Source organism: Paenibacillus sp. R-74696, assembly GCF_055814915.1.
This window is the reverse complement of the sequence record NZ_JBPULM010000009.1, coordinates 29,212-53,676: the sequence shown is the minus strand read 5'-3', so window position 1 is coordinate 53,676 and position 24,465 is coordinate 29,212. Positions and strand designations below refer to the sequence as shown.

The window sequence follows — 24,465 nt, the reverse complement described above, 5'->3', positions numbered from 1 at the left end:
CAGTGCAATCGAGTAATAATAATGGACAAACATCATCTTCGACCATGCCTGAGATTTCGGACACGAGTATCGACGTTCTAATCAATGGCAAGGTTGAGAATCTGGGCAAGGCTATTAGGACTAAGATAGATAATCAAACCGTGACAACCGTTATCCTCGATCAGGCTAAATATGAGGAGAAAATCGCGGATGAAGGTAAAGGTGCAGTAGTCACGATACAAGTAACAGATAATGCAGATAAGATTAAAGTTGATCTGAATGGTCAGATGGTCAAACACATGCTAGACAATCTTGTGATTCTAGCATTGCATACGGATAAAGCGACTTATACGCTTCCTGTTGATCAAATCGATTTGGATTTTATATCTGACCAAATCGGAAGTTCGGTTAATTTGCGAGATATTACTTTCCAAGTTGAAGTTTCTCTACCTACAGCAGATATGATTAAATTAGTTGAAAATGCAGCCAAGAATGGGAAATTTAAAATTGTAACACCGACAATTAACTTTACTGTAAAGGCTGTATACGGCAATGTAGTCGTCGATCTATCGCTGTTTGACAACTACGTTGAACGAACAATCGCAATTCCAGAGAGTGTGGATCCAAATAACATTACAACTGGTGTTGTTATTGAGGCAGACGGAACCGTTCGACATGTACCCACCCAAATTATTCAGATCGAAGACAAATACCACGCAAAAATTAGCAGTTTGACTAACAGTATGTACACGGTTATATGGAATCCAATGATATTCAAGGATGTGGAAAAGCATTGGGCCAAGGATACGGTGAATGATATGGCTTCTCGCATGGTCATAACAGGAGTCGATATTGATAATTTTAAACCCGATCAAAACATTACTCGTGCTGAATTCACGGAGTTTATTGTTCGTGGATTGGGATTGAAATTGGAGAATGGAGCAGCTCGATTCACAGATGTTAAAGATTCAGAGTGGTATAGCAGCGCAATTAACGCAGCTTATGAATACCAATTAATTAGCGGTTATGAAGACGGGACTTTCCGTCCTAATGATCGGATTACCCGAGAACAGGCGATGTCTATTATTGTCAAGGCGATGACAATCACAGGCCTGGAAGAGAAACTATCTTCACAACCTGTAGGAGAGTGGATAAGTTCATTCAAAGATGCGGCTGGTGTTTCGGATTGGGCAAGAGAGAGCATAGCCGACGCTGTACAAGCTGGTATTATTATAGGCAAGAATAATGCCCTTCTTGCTCCTAAAGCGTACATTACGCGAGCTGAGGCTGCAGTCATGATACAACGGCTTCTTAAAAAGTCTGAGCTAATTTAAGCTAAATGAACAAAGCCTTTCCACGAGCATAATCTACACTTTGTACGCTGCTCGCATTTTGGGAAATTAACAGTTTGTAGAGATCATTATCCTGAGAGAGTATAGGTTGAAATTTAGCACAAAGATAGCTGTAATTTCTATGAATTAAAACTAATTTCTACAGCATCGACTACTTCCTAAACCAAGGAGGTAGTCTTTTTTATGATAGACGCTTCAAAAATACAACGTGGTTTCTGTTTCCATCATGCATTGAAGATGCTTATGCACAAGAGCTTGGTTTCATAGGGAAGTTTAGATCACTTTGTATGTCGGTCTACGCCGGATGTTATGACTGCTTTCAAGGATAAAGGAAAAGCGGCCTGACTGAACCACGGAGCACAGACTTGCGCCCCACGAATCGGTCAGGCCGTTTAATTAAAATCGGATCTATTGGCAGAATAGGCTGAATAGGGTTTAAGCAGGCGGACAAGCTGCTAGATGAGCTCTTTGCGCGCCGCTAAATAACGGTAGAGGATGACGCCGGTTATCGCGCATAAGAGCAGGCAGAGGCCAATGAAGCCGTAGCCGGCTTGAAGTCCGCGCAGCAAGCCAATTTGCGTCTCGGCCCCGTACGTATTTTTCACTAGTTGGGTAACAGCGCCAATCAAATAGTTGAAAATAACGCTGCCGATCCCCATGATCGTGACCGTAAAGGTAATGGCGGATTCGCTGCCGCGCGGGTAGCGCCTCGCGATGAAGGCCATAACGGTCGGATAAATCGGAGCGATGCCGATTCCGGCAGCAGCGAACAGAAACGCCAGTGATTCACCGCCCCACACTGCGATAAACGTACAGATCGACGATACGCCGGCGAAGAGCAGCAGCGACAGGTTGAAGCCGATTTTGTCCGTAAGCGGGCCAAGCAGCAGCCGCGCGCCAGCGAAGCAGAGGAAGAAGGCGGACAGCATGCCGGATGCGGATACATTTTGCCAAGCGTAAGCCTTCTCCAAAAAGTTGACGAGCCAGCCGCCTACCGCAAGCTCTGCCACGACGCCGAAGGTGAGAATGAGCGCGATCAGCCACAAGGCCGGATCACGCATCAGCTCCCGAAAGCCGGAGCGTGGACCATCCGCTGCATCATCGCCGGGAAATTTACTGAGCAGCGTCGGGATCATCGGAATGAGGCATAGCGAAAGCATGATGAGATACATGCCGCGCCAATCCAGAATATGGCCGTAGACGCTCACTGTAATGAGGCCCGAAGCAATCATCGGGGCAACGGTCGAGCTGAGCCCATAGAAAAAATGGGATAAATTCATCATCGTTCCGACATTGCGCACGAAGATGCGTGCCCCAATGACCGCGAGCGCAATTTCCAGCATGCCGTTGCCGATATACATGAGGAAATAGGAGGCTCCGAAAAAGGTATAGCTTTTGGAAAAGAATATAAGGACGCCTGAGAGAACCATCGAGCCGAAAGCAACCAGTGTGACAAGCTTGACGCCAAACTTGCGCGTTAGAAAGGCTGTGAATGAGCAAGCAAGCATATAGCCGAGCGCGTTTAGCGACAGCAAGGAGCCAAGCTGCTGCTCATCGAGGGCGAAATCGTATTGGATCCGAGGAATTGCGGGTCCTTTTACATTTTCAGAAATACCGAACACAATAAAACCGATGAAAATAGCTGCGAGCTGCAGCACATAATTTTTGTTAACGGTACGAAGTCGGTTGAACATTTGCAATAGCCACCTTTAAGAAATTAAAAAAGTAAATGGGTACCTGCTGTACCTGCTCATTGTAAAGACTCGCCCGCTTGAATTCAATATAAGCTTTTTCAACGGTCATTGCGAAAGTATAAGGATATGAATGTAAATGAAGCTTGAATCAAGCGTACTAGAAGGGATTTCGCTTCAATGGCCCGAATTATGGTTATAAATAGTTACATAGGGCTAGTGGATAGGCATGGTTTGGTTAGAGAAGGGACGGGCTCCAATGAAACAAAACTTATATGTCAATGGTCAAGAAGCAAGTGCACAGCAATACGATTCGTTACGCTCGCCTTATTCAGGCGAGGTAATTGCAGAGGTAGCGAGTGCAGGGATCGAGCAGGTTGATCAAGCGATTGAGGCGGCGCTGGAAGCGGGCGCCGTTATGCGTAAGCTGCCCGCCTATCGCCGGGCGGAGATTTTGGCCAAGGTGGCATCGCTCTTGCGGGAACGCAAGGAAGAAGCGGCGCGGATCATAGCTATGGAGGCGGCAAAGCCGATTAAGACGGCTCGCGCCGAGGTGGACCGCACCGTGCAAACGTATCAATTTGCCGCGGAAGAAGCGAAGCGGATTCATGGCGAAATGGTGCCGCTAGACGCAGCGCCCGGCGGTGAAGGTCGTCTTGCCTATACGCTGCGCGAGCCGCTTGGCGTTATTGGCGCGATTACGCCGTTTAATTTTCCGCTAAACCTGGTTGCGCATAAAGTCGGACCCGCGCTTGCGGCGGGCAACACCGTTGTGCTGAAGCCCGCTCCGCAGACGCCGCTATCCGCTTATTTTATTGCCAAGCTGTTCGAGGAGGCCGGCCTGCCGCCGGGAGCGCTCAATGTCATTAGTGGAGACGGCAAGCTGCTTGGCGAGAGGCTGGTGCAGGATTCCTGTGTGAAGATGATTACGTTCACCGGCAGCCCGGAGGTCGGAATAGGCATTCGCAAGCAGGCGGGACTGAAGCGTGTGACGCTGGAGCTGGGCTCCAATTCCGCAGTCATCATTGATCACGATAGTGATGTCGATGCTGTTGCTGCACGTTGTGTAACCGGAGCCTATTCGTATCAAGGACAAATTTGCATATCGCTGCAGCGGATTTTTGTCGTGGAGGACCTGTATGAAGCTTTTGTGCATAGATTTGTAGCTTTGGCAGCAGCGCTGCGGACAGGCGATCCGCTGAGCGAACATACGGATGTATCCTCGCTCATTTCGGAGACAGCCACGAAACGGGCGATGGATTGGGTGGAGGAAGCAGTCCAGCTTGGTGCCGAGCTGGCTATTGGGGGCCGAGTCGACGAGCAAGGCGTTATGCAGCCGACCGTGCTGCTTCAGGTGCCAGCAGAGGCGAAGGTTTCCTGCAAGGAAGTGTTTGCACCGATTGTGATAATCAATAAAATTAGCAGCATCGAGGAAGGCATTCAGCAGGTGAACGCTTCCGATTACGGCCTGCAAGCGGGCATTTTTACGCAAAATATTGGCAAAGCGCTTGATGCGGCGGATGCGCTGCATGTGGGCGGCGTTCTAATCAACGATATTCCTACATTCCGCGTCGATCAAATGCCTTACGGCGGCGTGAAGCTCAGCGGCACCGGGCGCGAGGGCATTAAATATGCAGTGGAAGAAATGCTGGAGATGAAGCTGGTTATTGTGAATCGGAACAAGTAGCGGGGCGATTCGTCGCATCCCGTTCAAGCCTTATTTTTTAAACCTAGTTTGTAACTTATTTGATGGTATGTGCGTCTACAATGATAATGAACTCACGGAGAGGAAGATGAATGATGAATATGAATCCTTTTAAAACGATGACTTACAAACGTACCCTTGCTTCGATTCTGGCAGCAAGTCTTATAGTAGGCGCTTCGCCTGCAGCATTCGGTTTTCCTGCAATGGAGAAGGCAGCAGCGGCAACGGCTGTGCAAACCTATCGCGTCGTCCCACAACCGTTTATCATTGACGACTACAAATACTCCATCCCGACGATTAACATTAACGGCAGCACCTATATTGGCATTCGCTCGCTCAACGAGAAGCTGGGTCTGGATATTACGTGGAATGTGAATAGCCGCACGATTACACTCGATGGAAGAGGACGCAAGTTGACGGCGAATCCGGAGGATGGCAGCTATGTCATCAATGGTCAGAGGACATACGGCGACCCAGCGCTTATTTATAAAGGCTCGGCTTATGTGCCGCTGCGTTTTTTGCTGGAACGAATGGGCTACGGCATTTCCTATGAGAAAGGCAGCAAGACGGTAGTCATTAACACGATTGAGGAAAATGAGCTTACGGTTGCGCTGGGCACGATTGAGGAAAATAGCGACAAGCAAACGCTGCTTGTTAATTATCCGGTCATCGAAGACCTAAAGGACAAAACAGTTGAGGGTAAAATCAATACGTATTTGAAGCAGGAAGCGGAGTCTTATGCGGCAGCCGGTCAGAAGGATCTTTCTATTGCTACGGCCGGAAATGCAGCTTACATCAAAAAAAATCCAGGTACAACATTTCCCAAGGTAACCTTTGAGGGTGCGTTTAACGTGACCTATAATGAACAGGGACGCCTCAGCCTGTATGTGGATTATTACTCCTACCTGGGCGGAGCGCATGGCATAACCATCCGCGTGCCTTATACGTTTGATCTGGGTAACGGCGAGCTGCTGACGCTGAAGGAAGCTGCCGATTACAACTCGAAATATTTATCCATTATTAATGCTTCGATCAACAAGCAAATTAAAGAACGCAGGCTGCCGCTGATTGCACCGTTCAATGGCATTAAATCGAATCGTTCCTTCTATTTGAAGCATGAGGGAATCGCCATTGCTTTCGAGCAGTATGAATATACGTCTTATGCCGAAGGCATGCCGGAGTTTGTGACGCCATTTGAGGCGTTTGAGTAAGTGTAAACGTTGATTGCTTAATCAGTATTCCGCCAGTTCTGTCAAGGGCTGGCGGAATATTTTTTTGTATGAAAGCTTGTCTCCCTACTGTATAATTTTGCATAGATCTGCTATAATCGTTTTTAATTCCTACTTTTATGGTAGGAATAGTGATGACGCAGGGTGTTATATTCGCAAGCTTGAAAAAACTAACGTTCTGGGAGGTTTTTTATAATGGCTAAGCAAGAGAGACAATATTCACCTGAAACTTTAGCGGTACACGCAGGTCAGCAAATTGATCCAGCAACACAATCGCGTGCGGTACCGATTTATCAGACCACTTCCTATGGGTTTAAAGATACAGATCATGCGGCAAGATTGTTTGGTCTTGAGGAATTTGGCAATATCTATACACGCATTATGAACCCAACGACAGATGTGTTCGAGAAGCGGATTACTGAGCTTGAAGGCGGAGTTGGCGCACTTGGCGTGGCATCCGGTTCAGCAGCGATCACTTATTCCATTCTGAACATTGCATCTGCAGGCGACGAAATTGTTTCCTCGGCCAGCCTGTATGGTGGCACATACAACTTGTTCGCCCATACGCTGCCGAAGCTCGGCATTAAAGTGCATTTTGTTGATTCCTCCGATCCGGAAAATTTCCGCAAGGCTATTAATGCTAATACGAAGGCGGTCTTCGCTGAAACGATTGGCAACCCGCGCGGCGATGTGCTCGATATTGAAGCGGTTGCTGCGGTTGCCCATGAGAATGGCATTCCGCTTATCGTGGACAATACATTCCCAAGCCCGTATTTGCTTCGTCCAATTGAACATGGAGCAGACATCGTTGTTCACTCGGCGACGAAGTTCATTGGCGGTCACGGAACGTCCATTGGTGGCGTTATTGTAGACGGAGGTAAATTCGACTGGGCGCAAAATGACAAATTCCCAGGTCTGACTGAGCCGGACCCAAGCTACCATGGTCTTGTGTATACGCAAGCTGTTGGTGCAATTGCTTATATTATTAAAGCACGCGTGCAGCTGCTTCGCGATATGGGGGCTTCGCTGTCGCCATTCAACTCGTTCCTGCTGCTGCAGGGGCTTGAAACGCTGCATTTGCGTATGGAACGCCACAGCTCTAATGCCCTTGCTGTTGCTAATTATTTGGAACAGCACGAATCAGTGGAATGGGTAAGCTATCCGGGTCTCGCAAGCCATGCATCGCATGCCCTGGCGCAAAAATATTTGCCGAAGGGCCAAGGCGCCATTATCAGCTTCGGCATTAAAGGCGGCGTGGAAGCAGGCAAAAAGCTGATTCATGGCGTGGAGCTATTTTCACATCTTGCCAACGTCGGCGATTCCAAGTCGCTTATTATCCATCCGGCAAGCACGACGCATCAACAGCTCGATGAGCAAAGCCAGCTTGCATCGGGAGTTACACCAGGACTCATTCGTTTATCTGTCGGCACAGAAGGCATTGACGATATTATTTATGATTTGGAGCAAGCGATCAAAATCAGTCAGGAGTAAGTGATGTTTACTGAACAACTTTATACAGGAACAAAAGAAGAGAACGAACGCCTGCTGCTGAAGCAATTGGAGGGGCTTATCGAAGATGAGCCCAGCCAGCTCGCTAATTTGGCCAATGCTTCGGCCTTGCTCCAGCAATTTTTGAGCGATATTAACTGGGTCGGCTTTTATTTGCTGGATGGGGAGGAGCTTGTACTCGGACCTTTCCAAGGCAAGCCGGCATGTACGCGCATCAAAGTGGGCAGAGGTGTCTGTGGAACAGCGGTTAGCCGCGGCGAGGCGGTATTGGTTGCGGATGTGCATCAATTTCCCGGCCATATTGCCTGCGACAGCGCATCAAATTCCGAGCTGGTCATTCCCTTGAAACGGGCTGGAGCGGTTATTGGCGTGCTCGACATCGATAGCCCGCAATTCTCGCGGTTTGATGAGACGGATTTGGCGACGTTAACGGCATTTGTGAATATTTTGGAAAAGTATTTATAAAATAATTGCAGCACCAAGAGCTCCAGGCCGCCGATTGGCGTTCTGGAGCTCTTGGTGATTTCATTTCTATTCTCCATGAATGAAGCAGCTAAAAATAAAACTTATCCATTTCCTTTGGCACGCCGTTGCGCTGTAGCAGCTCGCCGATCGATTCCGAACGGCCGATCGTGTCACCTGAGGTCAGCAGGCGGACGGCGAATTTATTCGCTTGGCGCTCATATTTTCCAACATTGATAAAGGACTGCTCATCCAGCCAAAAACGGCTAAAGCCGGGATGCAGGCGGTCATGTCCCAGCTCATGCGCACACACAAAACGCTGCCAGTCATCCGGCAGACGCTCGTGTATAACGATAAACCGACGGCGCAGCTTCTTATAATAAAAGCCTCGCGTTTCTTGCCCCAGATCGGCGTAACGGATATGGATACCCAAACCGTTTGCGATCACAAAAGGATCTCTTGTCTGGAATTTTCGTACAAGGCGCAGTATTAGTTTGTCCATGGCAGCACCTACCCTTCGGTATGATCTGTTGTTTTGTCCGTTATCTCTGGTTTGGGAGCACGTTTGTTCATCTGCTTAGCTTCCCAGAATAGGCCGGTCAGCACATCCATGACACGCTGGCGGTCACCCTGGCTCATCGGAACGCCATCAAACATGACTTCTCCGTCTTCCTCCAGCATTTTTTTGAAATCCCGTTTGTCTTTGGCAGTTGCCCAGTCCGGCACGTGCTCCGCAAACGCATCGCGGCGTCCTAGCAAATAGTCGGCAGTCGTATGCAAAATGTCTGCAATTTTCTGCAAATCCTCACTAGTTGGAACGACACGATCGTTTTCGATATGCCCAAAATTTGAACGTCCCATGCCAAGCTGTTCAGCAATTTCCTGCTGCGTTAGCCCTCGTTGTGTGCGCAATTGCTTGATCCTTGCTCCCATCGCCATGGTAATACCCTCCGTCTCTCGAAAAGGTATTTATAATACTTGACGGTATTATAAATATCAATTATAATAGGATTCACAGTCGTTACAGCGGCTATGAACGAATTCAGCAAATGCTACTGAAAATAGCAAGTGAAGCATTTGAAAGCGAGTATATAAGCCTTAAAAGCGGCTAAAACGTATTTTTAATACTATAATTATAGTTTACCTTTTAACGATGGTATTGTCAATATCGTAGATATGTTATTATTTTTTTAAAACGCAGGGTAATAAAAATACTTAAATAAATAGGAAGAGGGTATTTTAATGGACGTAGAAAAGTTGACTATTGAGCAATTAAAGTCGTATAAGCGTCTCGCTGCCAGAAAGAAGCTGATTGAGAGGCAAAAGGTTGGAAGCGGTCTGACGGTGAGCACGGTCTATGAGGATGACAAGCTTCAGGAGCTTCATCGCCAGCTGCGCGGGATTCCTTCTTATATGTACTTGGACAAGCAGGAGCAGCAGCTGGAGCAGCTGGCACATGCGCATTTAACGAAATATCCGGCGGGAACGAAGGCTCAATTAAGAGAAGTGAAGCAAATTCAGCCGGGCAATGCCGATGAAGAACAGCTCGTACAGGAGCTCAGCCGCAAAATCGCTAAAGTTATTGAGGCGAGGGCCGGTGCAGCGCCGGAAGGTTATGAAGGTGTTATTGAGCGTTTGAGCGAGCTGCAGGATTTGGAGCGTCAGCTGCAAACGATTGATGAGTCACTGGAAGCGCTGGAAGCTTGTTTCCCTGAATATGCGACGCTGCTCAGGCTTCGATATATTGAAGGAAAGCCAGCAGATTTCGTCGCATCGGAGCTCGGAATCGTCGATCGCACCTTCCGCAGATGGCGTCAAAAAGCCGTTTCCGAGATTGTCCGGTTTATGTCCGTATAGTGTCCGCCCAGTGTCCGAAATGGCCTTCAAAACCGTGTTATTATGATATTGTCACCAAATGAGCAACGGCAGCAAGCGATGCTCGATAGGTATTTTAAATCCTCTTTTCATAATTATAAGTAATTTAAATATCTCAATATGAAAGGGGGTGAGGACATGTAGCGCCAGGTGAAGGAAGCTTTACAGCAGCAGCGTCAAGGCTGGTAATCGCCGAGAGAGGCGGCAACAGAGCCGCAAGGTAGCTTGGAGGAAACAGGAGGGAAGCAGCGGTGAACGATCAGGAAAATCGGCAAGGCACGCTGGAAGCAAAGCACAGCAAGCGGAAGCTGCTGGCAGCAGCACGGTATTCCGCAGGAGAGAAGGATGTGCTGAGCGTCATTTTGGACGAGCAGAGCGCGTACTCCCATGAGCAGGTCAAACAGCAATTACAAGCATATTCACAAAAGGAGGTCATGTAGATCATGGCAGGAGGAACTTGGACAACGCAAACGAAAGCAAGACCAGGGGTATACATTAATTTCGCGGCTGAGCCGCAATCGGCAGCAAACGTAGGGGAACGCGGCATCGTATCAACGGCGCTGACACTGAACTGGGGTGCGCCGCAAACGATGATTTCTATTAAAGCAGGTGACGATCTGCGCAGCGTACTTGGTTATGATGTAACCGCACCGGAAATGCTGCTCGTTCGTGAAGCTTTGAAACGGGCACAAACTTTGCTGCTCTACCGCTTGAACGCAGGGACGAAAGCGACTGCAACGATTGGTGGCCTGGTTGCAACAGCCAAATTTGGCGGTACTCGTGGTAACGATATTACCGTATCGGTTCAAAGCAATGTGGATGACGAAGATCAATTCGACGTTGTTACTTACTTGGCGGGTGAAGAGGTGGATTCGCAGACGGTGGCTGCGATTGCCGGTCTTGAATCCAATCGCTTCGTCGATTTCAGCGGCACGGGCACGCTTGTTGCGACAGCTGGCACAGTACTTGCTGGCGGTGCGAACGGCACGGTGACGAATCAAAATCATTTGGATTACTTGGCAGCTGTTGAGCTGCAGGAATTTAATGCGGTGGCGCTTGTGTCTGGCGACAGCTCGCTGAAGTCGGTTTACGCCGCTTTTGCCCGCAGGCTGCGCGAAAATGATGGCAAGAAAATTCAGGTCGTGCTGGCGAATGCCCCACTATCGGATTACGAAGGTATCATTAGCGTGAAAAATGGCGTCAAGCTTGAAGACGGCACAGCTGTAAATGCCGAGCAGGCAACCGTATGGGTGGCAGCTGCTACTTCCGGCGCAAGCATGAGTGAGTCGCTTACTTACAGCGTGTATGAAGGTGCGGTGGATGCCGACGTTCGTTATTCAAATTCACAAATCGAGCAGGCTTTGCGTGCGGGTGAGTTTTTGTTCACACCGAATGGCGGCCGCGTCATTGTTGAGCAGGATATTAACTCTCTGGTCACCTATGTGCCAGGCAAAAATCCTTCTTTTGCGAAAAATCGCGTTATCCGCGTGCTGGACGGCATTGCGACTGACATGAAAAAACTGTTCGAGACGCAATATATCGGCAAAATCGATAACAACCCGGATGGCCGCAGCCTATTCCGCAGCGAATGCGTGAAATATTTGACGCTGCTCCAGGACGGCAATGCGATTCAAAACTTTAATTCCCAAACCGACCTGACGGTTGAAGCGGGCGAGGCTTCCGACAGCATCGTTATCAACGTTTACATCCAGCCGGTTGACAGCATTGAAAAAGTATACATGAAAGTGACGGTGAAGTAATATGGCATTTTTGCATGCAGGAGATACGATTTCGGGGCAAGAGGGACGCGCTTATGCGAAAATCAACGGCCAAAACGAGGAAATGTTCTATATTAAAACGCTTGAAGCAAGCGTGGAGAAGACGAAAGCGGAAATTAAGACGCTGGGTCATCGCGCATTGCAGCACAAAGCAACGGGCTGGTCGGGTACCGGCAGCATGACGGTGTATTATGTGACGTCGAAATTCCGCCAAATGATGCTCGATTATGTGAAAACGGGCATTGATACGAACTTTGATGTCCACATCATCAACGAAGATCCGACTTCGACAATCGGCCGCCAAGAGGTTGTACTATACAACGTCAACCTGAACAAGGTCATCATCGGCAAGCTCGACACGGAGAGCGAAGCGCTTGAGGAAGAGCTTGAGTTCACCTTCGACGGCGTCGATATTGCTGAAAGCTTCAAAGCGCCAGCACGCGTATAAAATAGCTTTATTTTAAAATAAACCCAATCCATGGAGGTAGCAAATGAGTGACTTAAGCTTGTTTTTTGCGCAAAATACAGCTGCGGAGGCGACGGAGAAATTCGTCGTGTCCGAGCGATTCAAGGATGCAGACGGCAATCCGGTAGCCTGGGAGCTGCGCAGCATGACGGAGGCGGAGAATGAAGAATGCCGCAAATCCGCAACCCGCAAAGTGAAAGGCAAAAACGGTACCTTCGTGCCGGAGACGAATACGGATGAATATTTGGCCAAGCTGGTCGTAAGCAGCATTCAATATCCGAGCTTGAAGGATGCCGAGCTGCAGAAATCGTACGGCACGATGGGCGCTGAGCATCTGCTCCGCAAAATGCTGCGCCCGGGCGAATATGCTTCGCTCGTGCAGCGTGTACAGGAAATCAATGGCTTTAATCAAAGTCTTAATGAGCTGAGCGATGAAGTAAAAAACTAATTAAAGAGGGCGACGGGGAAGCGAATTACGCTTACTACGCCCTCCACGAGCTTCGCATTTTGCCCCATGAGCTGATGAGCATGTCGCGCCGCGAGAAAGCGGCGATCTACGCGATGATCGATGTTCGCATCGACAGCGAGAAAAAGCAACGGGCCAAAATGAAGAAGAAATAATGAAGGTAACGGGACGGCGCTTCTCTATTAGAGGGCGCTTTTGTTCTGTAAGGAGGTGGAAGGATGGCCGATACGGTAAAATTGGATGCTAGTGCTGCTGCAAGTGCTGTTAAAATGCTGGATCAGTTGAAAAATACGTTGTTGTTCATGGTACAGACCGGCGCCGCTTCAACCCAGCAAACGTTTGCTGCAGCCTCGGAATTCAATAAGCTAAACAAAACGATGAACGAGATGAATCGTGTAGTTTCAACTTTGGGCAAAACGCTAAGCAGCTTCAATGCGACTGCCGCTAAGAGCAGCAGTTCAGGTATGTCGGGGATAGGTGGCATGCTAAAGGGAGTAAGCGTACCCAAATTGTCTTTGGAGGGTCTCTTACTTGGGTTAAAAACAGACGTTAAAAATGTATTAGAATCGCCGTTGAGGGATATGTTTACTGTACCACTAGCGGGTGCTAAAAATCTATTAAAAACCCAAAAAGCGGCTGGGGCGATTTCGAAGATAAAAGATGTTGGCCAAGCATTAACATGGGAGTTTGAGAGTAAGTTTGTTTTGCCATTTAAATTCATGGTTAGTAATTTTAAAATACCGTTGAATAACAAGACTATTAAGCCGGTGGGAAATACTCGTAATGATTCGCAAGAACCGTCAAATGACATGTTCACTAAGCTATTAGGTAAAGCTGGGGGCTTTTTTAACGGACTAAAGCAGGATATGATTCTTAAGCCATTTCAAGATATGAAACTGGCATTTCAAATGCCGGTTGACGATTCGTTTCTTACTCCTTTTAGTGCTATTAAAACGCAGCTTTTGAAAATAGCTTCTGAGCTAGCAGCAATATCCCTGAAAGGTGCATTAAGCGAACGTACTCAAAAGGATTTGTTAATTGCACGTACAGGGAGTAAGGAAAAAGGCACGGCCATTTTTGAGACGGTAAGGAATCAGGCGATTTCAGCAGGAATTGACCCTACTGAAGCGCTTAAAAATACGATGACGCTTCTTCCAATGGCAGAGAATATGGATCAATATACGAAGATGACCTCTATGGCTATGCAGCTTGCGGCATTTGATCCACAAGAAGGAGGTACTGCCAAGTCGGGTGAGGCCATAAAAGCTGCGATGAACGGCGATATGACGTTATTAATGAGACAATATGGTATTTCCTCGGAAGCGGCAGAGGGCTTCGATCCGCAAGCATACATTAATAATGGCGATGTGAACGGATTTTTGACTGGACTTAATCAAGTTTTTGAAAATGCAAATCTCGGTATAGCTGAATTGGATATTGTATATAAAAGTCCACAAAGTCAAATCAATACACTTGTTAGTAATTTGAAAACCTCCCTGGCTGACGCAGGAATGGGGGCATTGGATGTCCTTTCCCCATTCATTGCAAGGGTTCAGGAAGCTTTTAATAGCGGACAGCTTCAAGGCTATTTTGATATCCTCAGTGCTGGATTAAGCTTTGCAGCAGAACTCTTTGTCATGCTGGGGGATGCAGCATTATGGGTAATAACCAATATAATAACCTACTGGCCAGCAATTGCTGCGATGTTACTAACAGCGGCAGTCTTTTTGATTCCTACTATGATCGCAGGATTATATAATATGCTGCTTCCTCTTTATATGCAGATAGCCGGATGGTTAATGTTGAATTTGCCTATACTAGCCGTTATCTTGGTAGTGGGATTATTAGTCGCAGCGGTCATTGCCTTTGGTGGGACAGTTGGAGATATAATTGGTTTTGTCATTGGAATCATTTATGCACTATTTGCTACTATTAAAAATTCAATTGCCTTTCTCTGGAATATTATCGTTTCAGTGGCTGAATTTTTGATCAATGTATTTGAAGAACCTGGGTATGCTATTCAAAATCTCTTTTATAATCTTATTAAAAATATTACTGATAATTTCGGAAGTATGATTAATTTCTTAATTAATGGTGTGAACTGGCTTATTGGTAAAATTAACAGCATCTCAGATTTGAAAATTCCTTTGATTCCTGAACTTGATTTAAGCGCAGTGGAAGGGCTTAAGCCAGATAAAATTGGTAATGTTGTTGACTTTTCTGATTTAAGAATGAAAACAACAGACACCACTGATGCTTATACACAGGGAAATGGAGCAGGGAAGGATTTGACGGATGGTTTATTGAGTACAATAGATAACTTCAGTCCTGATTTAGACGGCGGATTTGCGCTGCCTACTGGGCCTGTGACGCCAGTAACATCCGGGACACCTGACATCGCCAACGTCAACAAAGTCGACGAAGTCGGCAAGGTCAATGACACCGTCGACATCGCCAGCGAGGATCTGAAGACGATGCGCGAGCTTGCGGAGATGAAAAATATTCAGAACTTCGTATCGCTCCAGCCGACCGTGAGCGTGCAGACCGGCGACATTAACAATGGTACGGATATCGACACCATCATTGGCCGAATCGAGCGCTCCTTGAATGAACAAATCGCTTCGTCGGCGGAAGGGGTGTATGCTTAATGATTACGAACAAGCATCATGAGTACGGTATTTGGCTCAGCTATGACAATCAGAAAAGCGGCTTTCGACTGCCGGTTAACCCAGCTGAGCTGCAAATAAGCGACGCAACTAGCGGCAAGTCTTACGACGTATCCGGTCTTGGTGAAATTAATGTGATTCAAAGTCCAAAGCTGACGGAGGTTTCCTTCGACAGCTTTTTTCCTGCGCCCGGAGCGAATTATTCGTTTATCGCCAGCGAGACGCTGCTCGAGCCTTATGTATATTTGACCTTGATCCAGGACTGGATGAAAAAGAAACGTCCGATCCGCTTTATTTTCACAGGTGCCTCCTTCGATTTGAATCTTGCCGTCAGCATTGAGAAGTTTGAATGGCGGGAAGCGGCGGGCTCTGGTGATATTGAATACAGCCTGGGGCTGAAAAAGTATGTGTTTTATAAGGCAAGGCCCGTCGAAATTAATAAAAGCCAAAAGAAGGGCAGCAAGAAAGAGCGCGATACGAAGGAAACCCCAAAAACCTATACGCTCGTAAGCGGCGATACGCTCATTGGGGTAGCCAAAAAGCAGCTCGGAGACGAGTCGCGTTGGAAGGAAATACAGAAGCTGAATGGCATCGCCGATTCTGAGCTGCGCAAGCTGCAAATCGGCAGGGTGCTGAAGCTGCCGGGGTGATGAGATGCTGGAAATTTTGATCGATAACCGGAATGGGAAAGTGTGGAATGTGACAAATCTCGTGCCTTCCCTAACGTATAAAACGAAGCGGATAGGCTCCGCATCGAGCTTGGATTTTACGCTTATTAAGGGCGCTCCGTACCAGCACCAAGCGTTTGAGGTTAACAATGGCGATGTCGTTCGACTGTCGAAGGATGGGCAGGTCGTATTTTACGGCTATGTGTTTGAATACAATTTTGGCAGGGACGAGAGCGTTACGATCAAGGCGTATGACCAGCTGCGTTATTTGCTGATGAGCGATACGTATGTGTTCAGCAACAAGACCGCTACCCAGATGATTAAGCAAATCGCTGAGGATACGGGCTTGAAAATAGGGACGCTGGCGGAGACGGAGTATGTTATTCCTTCTATGATTGAGGACAATAAAAAGCTGCTGGATATTATGTGCAAGGCGCTCGATTATACGCTGATTAACGATAAGGGTAATTTTGTATTATTCGATGATGCAGGTGCTCTGACGCTTCGCAATATCGAGGACATGAAGACGGATTCTATCATTGGCGACTGGAGCCTGATGACGGATTTTGGCTACAAAAGCTCAATCGACAGCGAATCGTACAATAAAATCAAAATCGTGCAAAACAATAAAGAAACCGGGAAGCGCGACGTCTACATTGGACAGGACAGCGCGAATATCGCCAAATGGGGCCTGCTGCAATTTTATCAGGTAGCCGATGAGCAAATGAACAGTGCGCAAATTAATGAATTGCTGGACCAACTGCTGAAGCTGAAAAATCGGGAGCAGCGCAGCCTCAGCGTTGAAGCGATTGGCGATTTAGGCGTGCGTGCAGGCTCCTATGTTCCGATTGTCATTGAGGAGCTGGACATTGGGCAATATTTTCTGGTCGATGAATGCTCCCACAAGCTTGAAGCGGACGCGCATACGATGACATTAGAATTGAAGGTGATATGATGGCACTGCTTGATGCAATTAAAAAAGCGGGCGCTGCCGCCCATGCGTCGGGCAATCCCGTCGCTGTGTTGATCGGCCGGGTAACCGGCACGAATCCTCTGGAAGTGAACGTTGACCAACGTTTCACGCTTTCGGAGGATTTTTTAATTATTCCGGAAGGCGTGAGCGATGTGCAGCGGATTCGCCGCGCTTTGGAGCCAGGTGATATTGTGCTGCTGCTTCGGGTTCAGGGCGGACAACAGTTCGTCGTGCTGGATCGGGTGAGCGCATGATTCCACAAGGTGCAAGCATCGACGAGTTGGAGACCGAAACGGCAATTGAGCCTAGCCGAACATATTATATCGATTTTGCCAATAAGCGTATGTCCGGCATGACGGATGGCCTCAGTGCGATTAAGCAGGCGGTGTTCAAAATTTTGCAAACGGAGCGATATCGCTATTTTATCTATAGCTTTGATTATGGCTCCGAGCTGGATTTATTGAATGAATCCTCTCATCTCTATGTACGCTCTGAGCTCAAGCGTCGCGTAACTGAAGCGCTGCTGTCGGATGATCGAATAGCAGAAGTGACCGATTTTGAACTGACGGTTGAGGGGGACAAGGCAGCGGTGAGTTTTACGGTAGTTACCGATGAAGGAAGCTTTAAAGAGGAGGTGATGGCCCGTGTATGAGGCATTTACGTACAGTTTTATTTTACAGCGTATGCTGGACCGGGTTTCAGATGATGTAGATAAGCGGGAAGGCAGCGTGATTTATGATGCCTTGGCGCCAGCGGCTGCCGAGCTATCAGAGATGTATGCGCAGCTTGATGTGAATCAGATGCTTTTGTTCGCGGATACGGCTACGGGCGAGTGGCTGGAACGGCGAACGGCTGAGTTTGGTGTGGAAAGGCAGCCAGCTACCTTCGCCCAGCGGCAAGGGGAGTTTTTTGGCAGCAATGGCCAGCTTGTAGATGTTCCTTTGCAGAGCCGATTTGCCATTGATGATCTGAGGTATACGGTGACGGGGAAAATCGGAACGGGATTATTCACATTAACCTGCGAGACAGCGGGTAATCTTGGCAATCAGAAATATGGAGCGATGCTGCCGCTTGCTTATGTTGATGGCTTGGCTCGCGCCGAGCTTGCGCAAATCTTGGTGCCTGGCGAAGAAGCTGAAACGGATGAGGCTTTGCGGGCAAGGTATTATAGCGTTGTGAACGAGCCAGCGTTTGGCGGCAATATTGCCGATTACAAGCAAATGATCAGCTCGATTGATGGCGTAGGCGGAGCGAAAATTTTCCCGGTGTGGAATGGTGGCGGCACCGTCAAATGCACGGTGATCGCTGCGGATTGGACAAAGCCAGCGGAACCGCTCATCGCGCTTGTTCAGACCGCCATTGATCCAACCATTAACAGCGGGCTTGGGCTTGGTATGGCGCCGATTGGACATGAGGTAACAGTAACAGGTGTCGACACGGCGCAGGTTGCTGTGGAAACGACGGTCATGCTCGCGGAAGGCCGGACGGTAGGACAGGTTCAAAGCGATATTGAGGATAAAATTTCCGCTTATTTGCTAGAGCTGCGTCAAGAGTGGATGAATCAGCAGGAGCTTACCGTTCGCATTGCTCAAATCGAGGCCCGTATTTTGACCGTTTCAGGAGTGGTTGATGTACTTGGCACAACGCTAAACGGAGCCGCTGCCAATTTAGCTTTGGCTGAGGATGAAATCCCGTTATTGGGGGCGGTGGTTGTGCATGACTAGGCCGGTTTCATCCTATTGGCCGGAGCTGTATGCGGACATTAAGGAATTCATCAAGCTCGCAGCCACGGAAGATGTGGAGTTGGCTCTGCTGGAGCAGGCACAGCTTCAGCAACTGGATGACGGGTTTGTAATGACGGCGAGCCTGCCGGCTATTAAACGCAGGGAGCGCATGCTGGGCATTCAAGCCGATCCGAATGCGGAAAGCGTTGATTTTCGCCGGAGACGGATCGTCAATCGTTATTCGACCAAGCCTCCTTTTACAATGAAATATTTGCAGGAACGGCTGGATTTTCTTGTCGGTACAGGACGCGGAATCGCAACGGTTGATGTGCAAAACTTCATATTGACGGTAACAGCGGCGATTGAAGAGGCAAATATTTTTAAAGAGGTGGAACGTACGGTTTCCGCGATTAAGCCCGCCAATATCGTATATCGGCAGCAGACAGCGATTATGGATGGCGTTGTTTTGGAGGAACGCATTGTGGGAGCTCCGCTCTTGCGGAATACTAGACTTGGCAGCTGGAAGCTAGGCGTTACGCCATTTACAGATAGGGAAGCAGAGGTGATTGTGAAGTGATTACGTCAACGTTTAAGCATGAGGTCGCGGAGTTTATTGATTCAAAAATTACGAAGGTTGTGCTCAATAGCGGGGCTTATGAGATTACGGATTTTATTGTGAAATCGGTCAGCGAAGGTGTGCTTAGCCTGAATTATTTGATTCCGGAGGGAACGGTCGATACCGTCACTCGCATTGAACTGAAAAATGCAGCCGGAACCGTCAGCGACAACACCGTAAACCTGCCCATTGCATCAGACACGCTTATGATACAAACGATTTTTGTGAAGGAGGAGTAACATACACATGGCTAAAACAGATTGGAAATTTAATGATATCGTGACCGAGGCGGATATGAATGAGCTGGGTCAGGAAGTAAACAATCAGGTCGCGGCTATCGGGGATATGTCTACAGTGCCGACAGATGCGAAGGATGCGGCTGGGGCGATTGCGGAGCTGCATGCTGAGAAATTGGACCAAACTGGGGGCAAAATGACCGGAGCTTTGTTCGTAGAGACGGCTGCTCGTGAAATTAGCGCAGGCTCTTGGGCAGATATGAGTGCGAATAGTACAGGATATGCTCTTTTCGCGCAAAACTGCTATACAGCAAATAGTAATGAGTACCGTTATAGCAATACACATGCGTCGTTAGGTGCGAGGGGAATTCGATTTAACCAATTGACTGCTAGCGTGGAGTATTTTGATACGGGGGCTATTGCAACGACGGCTGGTCTAGCATTTACGCCTAATTGGATCAATATGAGGCCAGATGCAGCAGCTACTGCTAATCGTACCATTCTGCGGGATGCTAGTGGCCGAGCGAAGGTAGCTGTACCGGCTGCTGCTGATGATGTTGCAAGGCTGGATACGGTTCAAACTTTTGGATATGGTGCAACAAGCGGAACAGGATCAGCGTATGCAGCAGCTATTGGGCTAGTTTCGGCGCTAACGGAAGGCTTGCGTGTCACTATTAAGCTGCATGCAGCTAGTGGCGCAAATCCAACACTTAATATTAATGGACTAGGTGCAAAAGGAATTCTCAAGCCTTCCGGCAGTGCCCCGGCAGCGGGATTGCTTAAAGCAGGCTCAATCTACACGCTCGTTTATAATGGCTCGGCTTTTACATTACAGGGTGAAGGGGGTGAGTATGGGACAGCTGTCGCTGCTGAGGTGTTAGCAGGAAAGACGATAGGGACGGAATCGGGTTTGGTGGCAGGAGCAATGCCGAATTACTCAAGGGCGGCGCTTGGCGAGGGGTATACCGGAGCACAATCGATCAAAGTTGATTCAATGGGGAATTTGGTTATAGAGCCTAAAACCGGATTTTACACAACGGGGCTTAATGGAGCAGGATTTGGAACGGTTTTGATCTATGATCCTGATTTTATAGCTGCTAACATCCGGCAAGGCGTGGACATTTTTGGTTTACTAGGAACTATGCCAGTCGGGTATAAAATTGTAGCAGGAACGGTGACTAATGGCTCGATATCTACATCAAATAGATTCCCCTCATATGGCGGAGGCAGTGATGGTGGGTATATCGTCGAGATAACAGGCCATAACGTAACGCCAAGAATCGTGTTGCTTATGAACAATGCGTTTTATGGAGGTTACACACTTTATTGTGAGGAACTAGCCCCGGATACGATTTCAGGTTATCCAATCAGGTCAAGACAAAATAATGCAACAAGAACGGATTTTTCTAAACACGCTAATCCAAGCGATTTTACATCAAGCTATATATGTTTGCCTTCATGGTCATCGGACACGACATTTAAATATATCATCATCGGACAATAGGAGGTGGACTAATGCCTAATATTCAAAGGCTTGAAATACATTCCGGTCGGATAGTCGGCGAGGATGGCAGCATCGTTAATTTGATGTGCCTTAATTAGAAGCATAAGCGGTGGGGCGTCGCGCCTGAAATGCCTACGCTCCACCCGTTTCACGACGGTGCAACAACGATGGGTAGCGGGACTATTCTGACAGTCGGTAATAAAATCAGTCCACTATTATTGATAGCCGATTCGTCAGCAAGCCGGACACTTTTGTTTAAAGCAAAAGGGCCGCACGGCGAAGACCGGCTGCCTTACCCCAAATTAAAATATCGGATGTTAATCTTTAAACGGGCGTCAGTTCGAGCGGAAGCGGCGAGTTTTAACGTTTTGATCTTCTCATTCTTTATGGTAACTATATAAACGAAAAGATATGTCATTACAAGAAGGACATCCGCTATGGCTCGAAATGGATATATGAAGAAAACGATGGTTGGTTCTAATTGCGAGGACTAGAGAAGGTTCACACCGAGTTTGGGATTGTGGCTTTGGCCTGCAATTTACTGAAGTTGGCAGGCATAGGCTTTGCCACTTTCCAAAAAAGTGGACGGAAAACATTGCGTTTTTCCGCCCGCTTTTTATTTTAGGGACTTATTGGACAGCCCCTTTTGCGTGAGCAAAGAGAGGATGAGAAGCATGTTTAAAACTATTTTCAACGTCGATATTACGCCGGGCACGACGATTGCGGGAGCGATCGGCGCTTTTTTGGCACCGTGGATAGGGCTCATTTACGGGGAGGGGAGGCTGATTCCGATTTTGCTGCTAATTGTGGTCATTGGGCTGGACTGGATCACGGGTATTGCTGCTTCGCATAAAGATACGACGTATTCCTCGGAATATGGCATGCAGGGCGTGCTGCGGACATTGTTTCTTCTAGCCCTGCCAGTGCTGGCGAATTTGCTGGATATGATGCTGGCGATGCCGGGGCTGTTTTTCTACGCGATTACGATTGGGCTTATTTATCACACATGGCAGTCCTTAACGGCTAATGCCTACCGTGCCGGCTGGGGCAAATGGATTCCCGAGGCTGTCGTCAAGCTGATCGAGAGCGAACTGAAGGCGAAGATGGAGAGGGCGACAAAACGTGGTGCAGAATCAAACGAACGAGCTGAATCAAGTGACCCAAAAGAAAGGAACGATTCGTAATGCTGACCCTATTGCAGGTGAAAAATAAATCCGTACCCAAGCTCGCAGGGCTGCTAGTCCCAGTTCATGCCGCCGCAGAGCGACTTATCGAACGCTGCTATGCGCGTGATATTCCCATCGTTATCACGCAAGGCCTGCGTACAATAGCTGAGCAAGACAAGCTCTACGCGCAAGGCCGAACGACGGCGGGCAGCATTGTCACTAACGCCAGAGGCGGCTACAGCTACCATAATTTTGGCGTAGCGATAGATTTTGCGCTGCTGTCGTCAGACGGAAAGCAGGTATATTGGGATACAAAACGCGACGGCAATGCCAATAAAGTCGCCGACTGGGCTGAGGTTGTAGATGAAGCGAAGCGGCTTGGTTTTGCGTGGGGAGGAGATTGGACCTCATTTAAGGATTATCCCCATTTTGAAATGACGTTTGGCCTTTCGACGGCTCAGCTTCGGGCTGGCATACGGCCAACAGCGGCACAGATTACGGCAGCGATGACCATTATTACGAAGGAGGGCTCCTATATGATGAAAGCTGAAGATGCTACTGATCTTATTAAAAGTTACTTGCAGCCCGCCTGGTCAGCCTGCAAGCAAAAAGGCGATACCGCAGGCATGCAAGAAGCACACCGGCTTGCCAATGAGCTTCGCAAAGCAAGTGGTCAAAAAGAACAATAGATCGCCAGCTACCTCTAATTTTGGCGATTTGCATTTAGCCTCTGAATAAAGAAATGGAGAGAAACCATGATTTCGACGCTATTAAGCGACATTCACCAGACGCTCTCCATTTCGGCGCTTGCCGCAAGCTTACTTTTTGACCACGATGTACTGCTGCCTCCTCCATTCAAACTCCTCTGCTTGAAGCAGCTCAGATATTTCCAACATCAGATCGGCCTCCAGCTTCGCCGCCTCCTTAAAGCGCTCCATTCCATCCGTCCAGCATGAAAATAGCTCGATTTCCTCCCCGATTTCCAGATTGCGGTCGAGGTAATGGAACAGTTCCGTCACGCATTTTCGATAGCAAGGGTAGGATGTAGGATAAGAAAGCTTAATTTGCTCATTCATTTAGAAGTAGCCGCCATCCGGGTGAACTTCGTAAATATAAGGAAAGCGGAATATATGCGCCGCATCCTGGTCTTCCATAGGGCCCCTTACATATATTCCCGCCGCATCCTCTTCTGCTTCATAGATTTCTACCAGCTTCTCCCCTTTCGGATCATTCTCCAGCAAAATCTATTCTCCTACCAAATCCTTGTGAAAAATATATCGTAGTTTTTGTTAAATAGTCCTGCTTTCCCCTAAAGAACTGGAAGCGTTATTACGTTAGAATAAAACGATAGGGAAGCAGCCTATTCGGCGATCAAGTCCATTATAGCGAATCTATCTATCGCTCCAACGATTGCCTCTTCCATGCTAAACTAAAGCTTATAAGCTATTTTTGCAGGAGGAGAGGCGAGCGGATGACTTTTTCGGCAGCAGTATTAAAGGACATTTCCCCATTCGTGCGTTTTGTTAAAATCATCAAATCCGCCGAGCTATCGGGCGAGTGGCTGGATTATGACCATGTGTTTACGTTTATCGAGCAGGGTAAGGCCGATTTTATTTTAAATGGCGTGCGCTATCAGCTGGGGGAAGGGGATGCGATAGTCATGCCGCCGCTGATGACGCATTTCATTCGCTCCACGTCTAGCGAGCCGCTGATTCAGTATATTTTCCACTTTGATTTATATCATGATGAGGCGCGGGGACGCTGGCAGTCGATCGGCATTGCAAGCGGCGAGCAACTGATCGTTCCGCAGCGTGAGCTATTACTTCATGGCTTGCATCCCGTTTCCGCCATCGGCGGTCCAGACCGCATGGAGCTGAAAAAGCATTTTCTCATCATGCGAAAAAAATTCATCGAAGGCGGCGCAACGAGCGAGCTGGAGCTTAAGGCAATTGCCCTGCAACTGCTTGTGCTTTTTCTGCGCAATCAAAGCGGGCATGATCGTCAGGAAGGCACACAAGCGAAAGCGTGGGCGCCGATCCAGCAATGTATTGACTATATTCAGCAGCATTATGCCGATCCTGAACTGGACAATGATCGCATAAGCGAGCAGTCTGGGCTGTCGCCAGGCTATTTATCCAACTTGTTTAAAGAGCAGACGGGTGTCACGCTTCATAAGTATTTGACGTATGTACGCATCGAGCATGCTAAAAAACGGATCATGGCAGGCAAGGAAACGTTGACTGCGATATCGTCGGGCAGCGGATTTTCGAGCATTCATCATTTTAGCCGCATATTTAAACGGGAGGCGGGCTTGACGCCCAGCCAGTTCAAGGCCGAAGCCTCCGGTCCTATCCGGAGCCTCATAAGCGGGTAGTCCAACCACTACATAACGGGAGAGTG

At 48.1% G+C, this 24,465-nt stretch carries 27 protein-coding genes; 22 read left to right on the top strand and 5 right to left on the bottom strand.

Going from position 1 to position 24,465, the window contains the following annotated elements; translation table 11 throughout:
* The coding region (locus ACSR9A_RS02130) for an S-layer homology domain-containing protein (RefSeq protein WP_473755381.1) at window positions 1-1,313 on the top strand (1,313 nt) is incomplete at its 5' end.
* A gap of 473 nt (window positions 1,314-1,786) precedes the next feature.
* Here ACSR9A_RS02130 and ACSR9A_RS02125 read toward each other — a convergent pair.
* On the bottom strand, window positions 1,787-3,025 hold the full coding sequence (locus tag ACSR9A_RS02125; RefSeq protein WP_473755380.1) for an MFS transporter: 1,239 nt from the start codon (window positions 3,023-3,025) through the stop codon (window positions 1,787-1,789).
* 256 nt (window positions 3,026-3,281) lie between these two features.
* Here ACSR9A_RS02125 and ACSR9A_RS02120 point away from each other — a divergent pair, with 256 nt between their 5' ends.
* The 4 genes from ACSR9A_RS02120 to ACSR9A_RS02105 all read left to right on the top strand — a co-directional run bounded on the left by ACSR9A_RS02120 (window position 3,282) and on the right by ACSR9A_RS02105 (window position 7,930).
* Entirely contained in the window at window positions 3,282-4,709 is a 1,428-nt protein-coding gene (locus ACSR9A_RS02120) for an aldehyde dehydrogenase family protein (RefSeq protein ID WP_473755379.1), read from the top strand.
* A 110-nt stretch (window positions 4,710-4,819) separates the two neighbouring features.
* On the top strand, window positions 4,820-5,938 hold the full coding sequence (locus ACSR9A_RS02115) for a stalk domain-containing protein (RefSeq protein ID WP_473755378.1): 1,119 nt from the start codon (window positions 4,820-4,822) through the stop codon (window positions 5,936-5,938).
* Between the two features lie 213 nt (window positions 5,939-6,151).
* On the top strand, window positions 6,152-7,447 hold the full coding sequence (locus ACSR9A_RS02110) for a homocysteine synthase (RefSeq protein WP_341279365.1): 1,296 nt from the start codon (window positions 6,152-6,154) through the stop codon (window positions 7,445-7,447).
* A gap of 3 nt (window positions 7,448-7,450) precedes the next feature.
* Window positions 7,451-7,930, top strand: a complete 480-nt coding sequence (locus ACSR9A_RS02105; RefSeq protein ID WP_473755377.1) for a GAF domain-containing protein — start codon at window positions 7,451-7,453, stop codon at window positions 7,928-7,930.
* Window positions 7,931-8,018: 88 nt separating this feature from the next.
* Here ACSR9A_RS02105 and ACSR9A_RS02100 read toward each other — a convergent pair whose 3' ends face one another.
* Window positions 8,019-8,429, bottom strand: coding sequence for an ImmA/IrrE family metallo-endopeptidase (locus tag ACSR9A_RS02100; RefSeq protein ID WP_338552900.1), 411 nt, complete (start codon window positions 8,427-8,429; stop codon window positions 8,019-8,021).
* 8 nt (window positions 8,430-8,437) lie between these two features.
* Window positions 8,438-8,866, bottom strand: a complete 429-nt coding sequence (locus ACSR9A_RS02095) for a helix-turn-helix domain-containing protein (RefSeq protein ID WP_341279362.1) — start codon at window positions 8,864-8,866, stop codon at window positions 8,438-8,440.
* A gap of 303 nt (window positions 8,867-9,169) precedes the next feature.
* On the opposite strand from ACSR9A_RS02095, the gene ACSR9A_RS02090 reads away from it, so the two are divergent.
* The 16 genes from ACSR9A_RS02090 (at window position 9,170) to ACSR9A_RS02015 (ending at window position 22,754) form a co-directional block, all read left to right on the top strand.
* Window positions 9,170-9,784, top strand: a complete 615-nt coding sequence (locus ACSR9A_RS02090) for an ECF-type sigma factor family protein (protein ID WP_473755376.1) — start codon at window positions 9,170-9,172, stop codon at window positions 9,782-9,784.
* Between the two features lie 269 nt (window positions 9,785-10,053).
* Window positions 10,054-10,242, top strand: coding sequence for a hypothetical protein (locus ACSR9A_RS02085; RefSeq protein WP_473755375.1), 189 nt, complete (start codon window positions 10,054-10,056; stop codon window positions 10,240-10,242).
* A gap of 3 nt (window positions 10,243-10,245) precedes the next feature.
* On the top strand, window positions 10,246-11,562 hold the full coding sequence (locus ACSR9A_RS02080) for a phage tail sheath family protein (RefSeq protein WP_473755373.1): 1,317 nt from the start codon (window positions 10,246-10,248) through the stop codon (window positions 11,560-11,562).
* Between the two features lies 1 nt (window position 11,563).
* Window positions 11,564-12,028, top strand: a complete 465-nt coding sequence (locus ACSR9A_RS02075) for a phage tail tube protein (RefSeq protein ID WP_046229141.1) — start codon at window positions 11,564-11,566, stop codon at window positions 12,026-12,028.
* A gap of 43 nt (window positions 12,029-12,071) precedes the next feature.
* Entirely contained in the window at window positions 12,072-12,494 is a 423-nt protein-coding gene (locus tag ACSR9A_RS02070; RefSeq protein ID WP_341279358.1) for a phage tail assembly chaperone, read from the top strand.
* Between the two features lie 236 nt (window positions 12,495-12,730).
* Complete coding sequence (locus tag ACSR9A_RS02065) at window positions 12,731-15,160, top strand: phage tail family protein (RefSeq protein WP_473755372.1); 2,430 nt, start codon at window positions 12,731-12,733, stop codon at window positions 15,158-15,160.
* The gene (locus tag ACSR9A_RS02060; RefSeq protein WP_473755371.1) at window positions 15,160-15,828 is read left to right on the top strand and encodes a LysM peptidoglycan-binding domain-containing protein; all 669 of its coding nucleotides are present in this window, start codon (window positions 15,160-15,162) and stop codon (window positions 15,826-15,828) included. Before ACSR9A_RS02065 ends, ACSR9A_RS02060 begins: the two co-directional genes overlap by 1 nt.
* 4 nt (window positions 15,829-15,832) lie before the next feature.
* Entirely contained in the window at window positions 15,833-16,801 is a 969-nt protein-coding gene (locus ACSR9A_RS02055; RefSeq protein ID WP_473755370.1) for an XkdQ/YqbQ family protein, read from the top strand.
* Window positions 16,801-17,073, top strand: a complete 273-nt coding sequence (locus ACSR9A_RS02050) for a DUF2577 domain-containing protein (RefSeq protein WP_197091339.1) — start codon at window positions 16,801-16,803, stop codon at window positions 17,071-17,073. The genes ACSR9A_RS02055 and ACSR9A_RS02050 overlap by 1 nt, the downstream gene beginning before the upstream one ends.
* Window positions 17,070-17,471 carry a DUF2634 domain-containing protein gene (locus ACSR9A_RS02045; protein ID WP_473755369.1) on the top strand — a complete coding sequence of 134 codons (402 nt, stop codon included), beginning with the start codon at window positions 17,070-17,072 and terminating at the stop codon, window positions 17,469-17,471. Before ACSR9A_RS02050 ends, ACSR9A_RS02045 begins: the two co-directional genes overlap by 4 nt.
* Window positions 17,464-18,543, top strand: a complete 1,080-nt coding sequence (locus tag ACSR9A_RS02040) for a baseplate J/gp47 family protein (protein ID WP_473755368.1) — start codon at window positions 17,464-17,466, stop codon at window positions 18,541-18,543. The genes ACSR9A_RS02045 and ACSR9A_RS02040 overlap by 8 nt, the downstream gene beginning before the upstream one ends.
* A complete protein-coding gene (locus ACSR9A_RS02035) occupies window positions 18,536-19,120 on the top strand; it encodes a putative phage tail protein (protein WP_473755367.1) in 585 nt (194 codons plus the stop codon). Before ACSR9A_RS02040 ends, ACSR9A_RS02035 begins: the two co-directional genes overlap by 8 nt.
* Entirely contained in the window at window positions 19,117-19,398 is a 282-nt protein-coding gene (locus ACSR9A_RS02030) for a ketopantoate hydroxymethyltransferase (protein WP_473755366.1), read from the top strand. The genes ACSR9A_RS02035 and ACSR9A_RS02030 overlap by 4 nt, the downstream gene beginning before the upstream one ends.
* Window positions 19,399-19,405: 7 nt before the next feature.
* Window positions 19,406-20,899, top strand: coding sequence for a hypothetical protein (locus ACSR9A_RS02025; protein WP_473755365.1), 1,494 nt, complete (start codon window positions 19,406-19,408; stop codon window positions 20,897-20,899).
* 674 nt (window positions 20,900-21,573) lie between these two features.
* A complete protein-coding gene (locus ACSR9A_RS02020) occupies window positions 21,574-22,083 on the top strand; it encodes a phage holin family protein (RefSeq protein ID WP_473755364.1) in 510 nt (169 codons plus the stop codon).
* Complete coding sequence (locus ACSR9A_RS02015) at window positions 22,083-22,754, top strand: M15 family metallopeptidase (RefSeq protein WP_473755363.1); 672 nt, start codon at window positions 22,083-22,085, stop codon at window positions 22,752-22,754. Before ACSR9A_RS02020 ends, ACSR9A_RS02015 begins: the two co-directional genes overlap by 1 nt.
* A 129-nt stretch (window positions 22,755-22,883) precedes the next feature.
* Here ACSR9A_RS02015 and ACSR9A_RS02010 read toward each other — a convergent pair whose 3' ends face one another.
* Both ACSR9A_RS02010 and ACSR9A_RS02005 read right to left on the bottom strand, forming a co-directional pair.
* A complete protein-coding gene (locus ACSR9A_RS02010; protein WP_473755362.1) occupies window positions 22,884-23,141 on the bottom strand; it encodes a hypothetical protein in 258 nt (85 codons plus the stop codon).
* Window positions 23,142-23,306 carry a hypothetical protein gene (locus tag ACSR9A_RS02005; RefSeq protein WP_473755361.1) on the bottom strand — a complete coding sequence of 55 codons (165 nt, stop codon included), beginning with the start codon at window positions 23,304-23,306 and terminating at the stop codon, window positions 23,142-23,144.
* A gap of 230 nt (window positions 23,307-23,536) precedes the next feature.
* Between ACSR9A_RS02005 and ACSR9A_RS02000 the strand changes: the two genes are divergently transcribed.
* Window positions 23,537-24,439, top strand: coding sequence for a helix-turn-helix domain-containing protein (locus ACSR9A_RS02000; protein WP_473755360.1), 903 nt, complete (start codon window positions 23,537-23,539; stop codon window positions 24,437-24,439).
* The last annotated feature ends 26 nt before the right edge of the window (window positions 24,440-24,465 follow it).

What these genes read in the sequence shown, in the direction of transcription:
- ACSR9A_RS02125 (WP_473755380.1), bottom strand. Translation starts at nt 3,025, where the DNA reads ATGTTCAACCGACTTCGTACCGTTAACAAAAATTATGTGCTGCAGCTC.
- ACSR9A_RS02120 (WP_473755379.1), top strand. Translation starts at nt 3,282, where the DNA reads ATGAAACAAAACTTATATGTCAATGGTCAAGAAGCAAGTGCACAGCAA.
- ACSR9A_RS02115 (WP_473755378.1), top strand. Translation starts at nt 4,820, where the DNA reads ATGATGAATATGAATCCTTTTAAAACGATGACTTACAAACGTACCCTT.
- ACSR9A_RS02110 (WP_341279365.1), top strand. Translation starts at nt 6,152, where the DNA reads ATGGCTAAGCAAGAGAGACAATATTCACCTGAAACTTTAGCGGTACAC.
- ACSR9A_RS02105 (WP_473755377.1), top strand. Translation starts at nt 7,451, where the DNA reads ATGTTTACTGAACAACTTTATACAGGAACAAAAGAAGAGAACGAACGC.
- ACSR9A_RS02100 (WP_338552900.1), bottom strand. Translation starts at nt 8,429, where the DNA reads ATGGACAAACTAATACTGCGCCTTGTACGAAAATTCCAGACAAGAGAT.
- ACSR9A_RS02095 (WP_341279362.1), bottom strand. Translation starts at nt 8,866, where the DNA reads ATGGCGATGGGAGCAAGGATCAAGCAATTGCGCACACAACGAGGGCTA.
- ACSR9A_RS02090 (WP_473755376.1), top strand. Translation starts at nt 9,170, where the DNA reads ATGGACGTAGAAAAGTTGACTATTGAGCAATTAAAGTCGTATAAGCGT.
- ACSR9A_RS02080 (WP_473755373.1), top strand. Translation starts at nt 10,246, where the DNA reads ATGGCAGGAGGAACTTGGACAACGCAAACGAAAGCAAGACCAGGGGTA.
- ACSR9A_RS02075 (WP_046229141.1), top strand. Translation starts at nt 11,564, where the DNA reads ATGGCATTTTTGCATGCAGGAGATACGATTTCGGGGCAAGAGGGACGC.
- ACSR9A_RS02070 (WP_341279358.1), top strand. Translation starts at nt 12,072, where the DNA reads ATGAGTGACTTAAGCTTGTTTTTTGCGCAAAATACAGCTGCGGAGGCG.
- ACSR9A_RS02065 (WP_473755372.1), top strand. Translation starts at nt 12,731, where the DNA reads ATGGCCGATACGGTAAAATTGGATGCTAGTGCTGCTGCAAGTGCTGTT.
- ACSR9A_RS02060 (WP_473755371.1), top strand. Translation starts at nt 15,160, where the DNA reads ATGATTACGAACAAGCATCATGAGTACGGTATTTGGCTCAGCTATGAC.
- ACSR9A_RS02055 (WP_473755370.1), top strand. Translation starts at nt 15,833, where the DNA reads ATGCTGGAAATTTTGATCGATAACCGGAATGGGAAAGTGTGGAATGTG.
- ACSR9A_RS02050 (WP_197091339.1), top strand. Translation starts at nt 16,801, where the DNA reads ATGGCACTGCTTGATGCAATTAAAAAAGCGGGCGCTGCCGCCCATGCG.
- ACSR9A_RS02045 (WP_473755369.1), top strand. Translation starts at nt 17,070, where the DNA reads ATGATTCCACAAGGTGCAAGCATCGACGAGTTGGAGACCGAAACGGCA.
- ACSR9A_RS02035 (WP_473755367.1), top strand. Translation starts at nt 18,536, where the DNA reads ATGACTAGGCCGGTTTCATCCTATTGGCCGGAGCTGTATGCGGACATT.
- ACSR9A_RS02025 (WP_473755365.1), top strand. Translation starts at nt 19,406, where the DNA reads ATGGCTAAAACAGATTGGAAATTTAATGATATCGTGACCGAGGCGGAT.
- ACSR9A_RS02020 (WP_473755364.1), top strand. Translation starts at nt 21,574, where the DNA reads ATGTTTAAAACTATTTTCAACGTCGATATTACGCCGGGCACGACGATT.
- ACSR9A_RS02015 (WP_473755363.1), top strand. Translation starts at nt 22,083, where the DNA reads ATGCTGACCCTATTGCAGGTGAAAAATAAATCCGTACCCAAGCTCGCA.
- ACSR9A_RS02010 (WP_473755362.1), bottom strand. Translation starts at nt 23,141, where the DNA reads ATGAATGAGCAAATTAAGCTTTCTTATCCTACATCCTACCCTTGCTAT.
- ACSR9A_RS02000 (WP_473755360.1), top strand. Translation starts at nt 23,537, where the DNA reads ATGACTTTTTCGGCAGCAGTATTAAAGGACATTTCCCCATTCGTGCGT.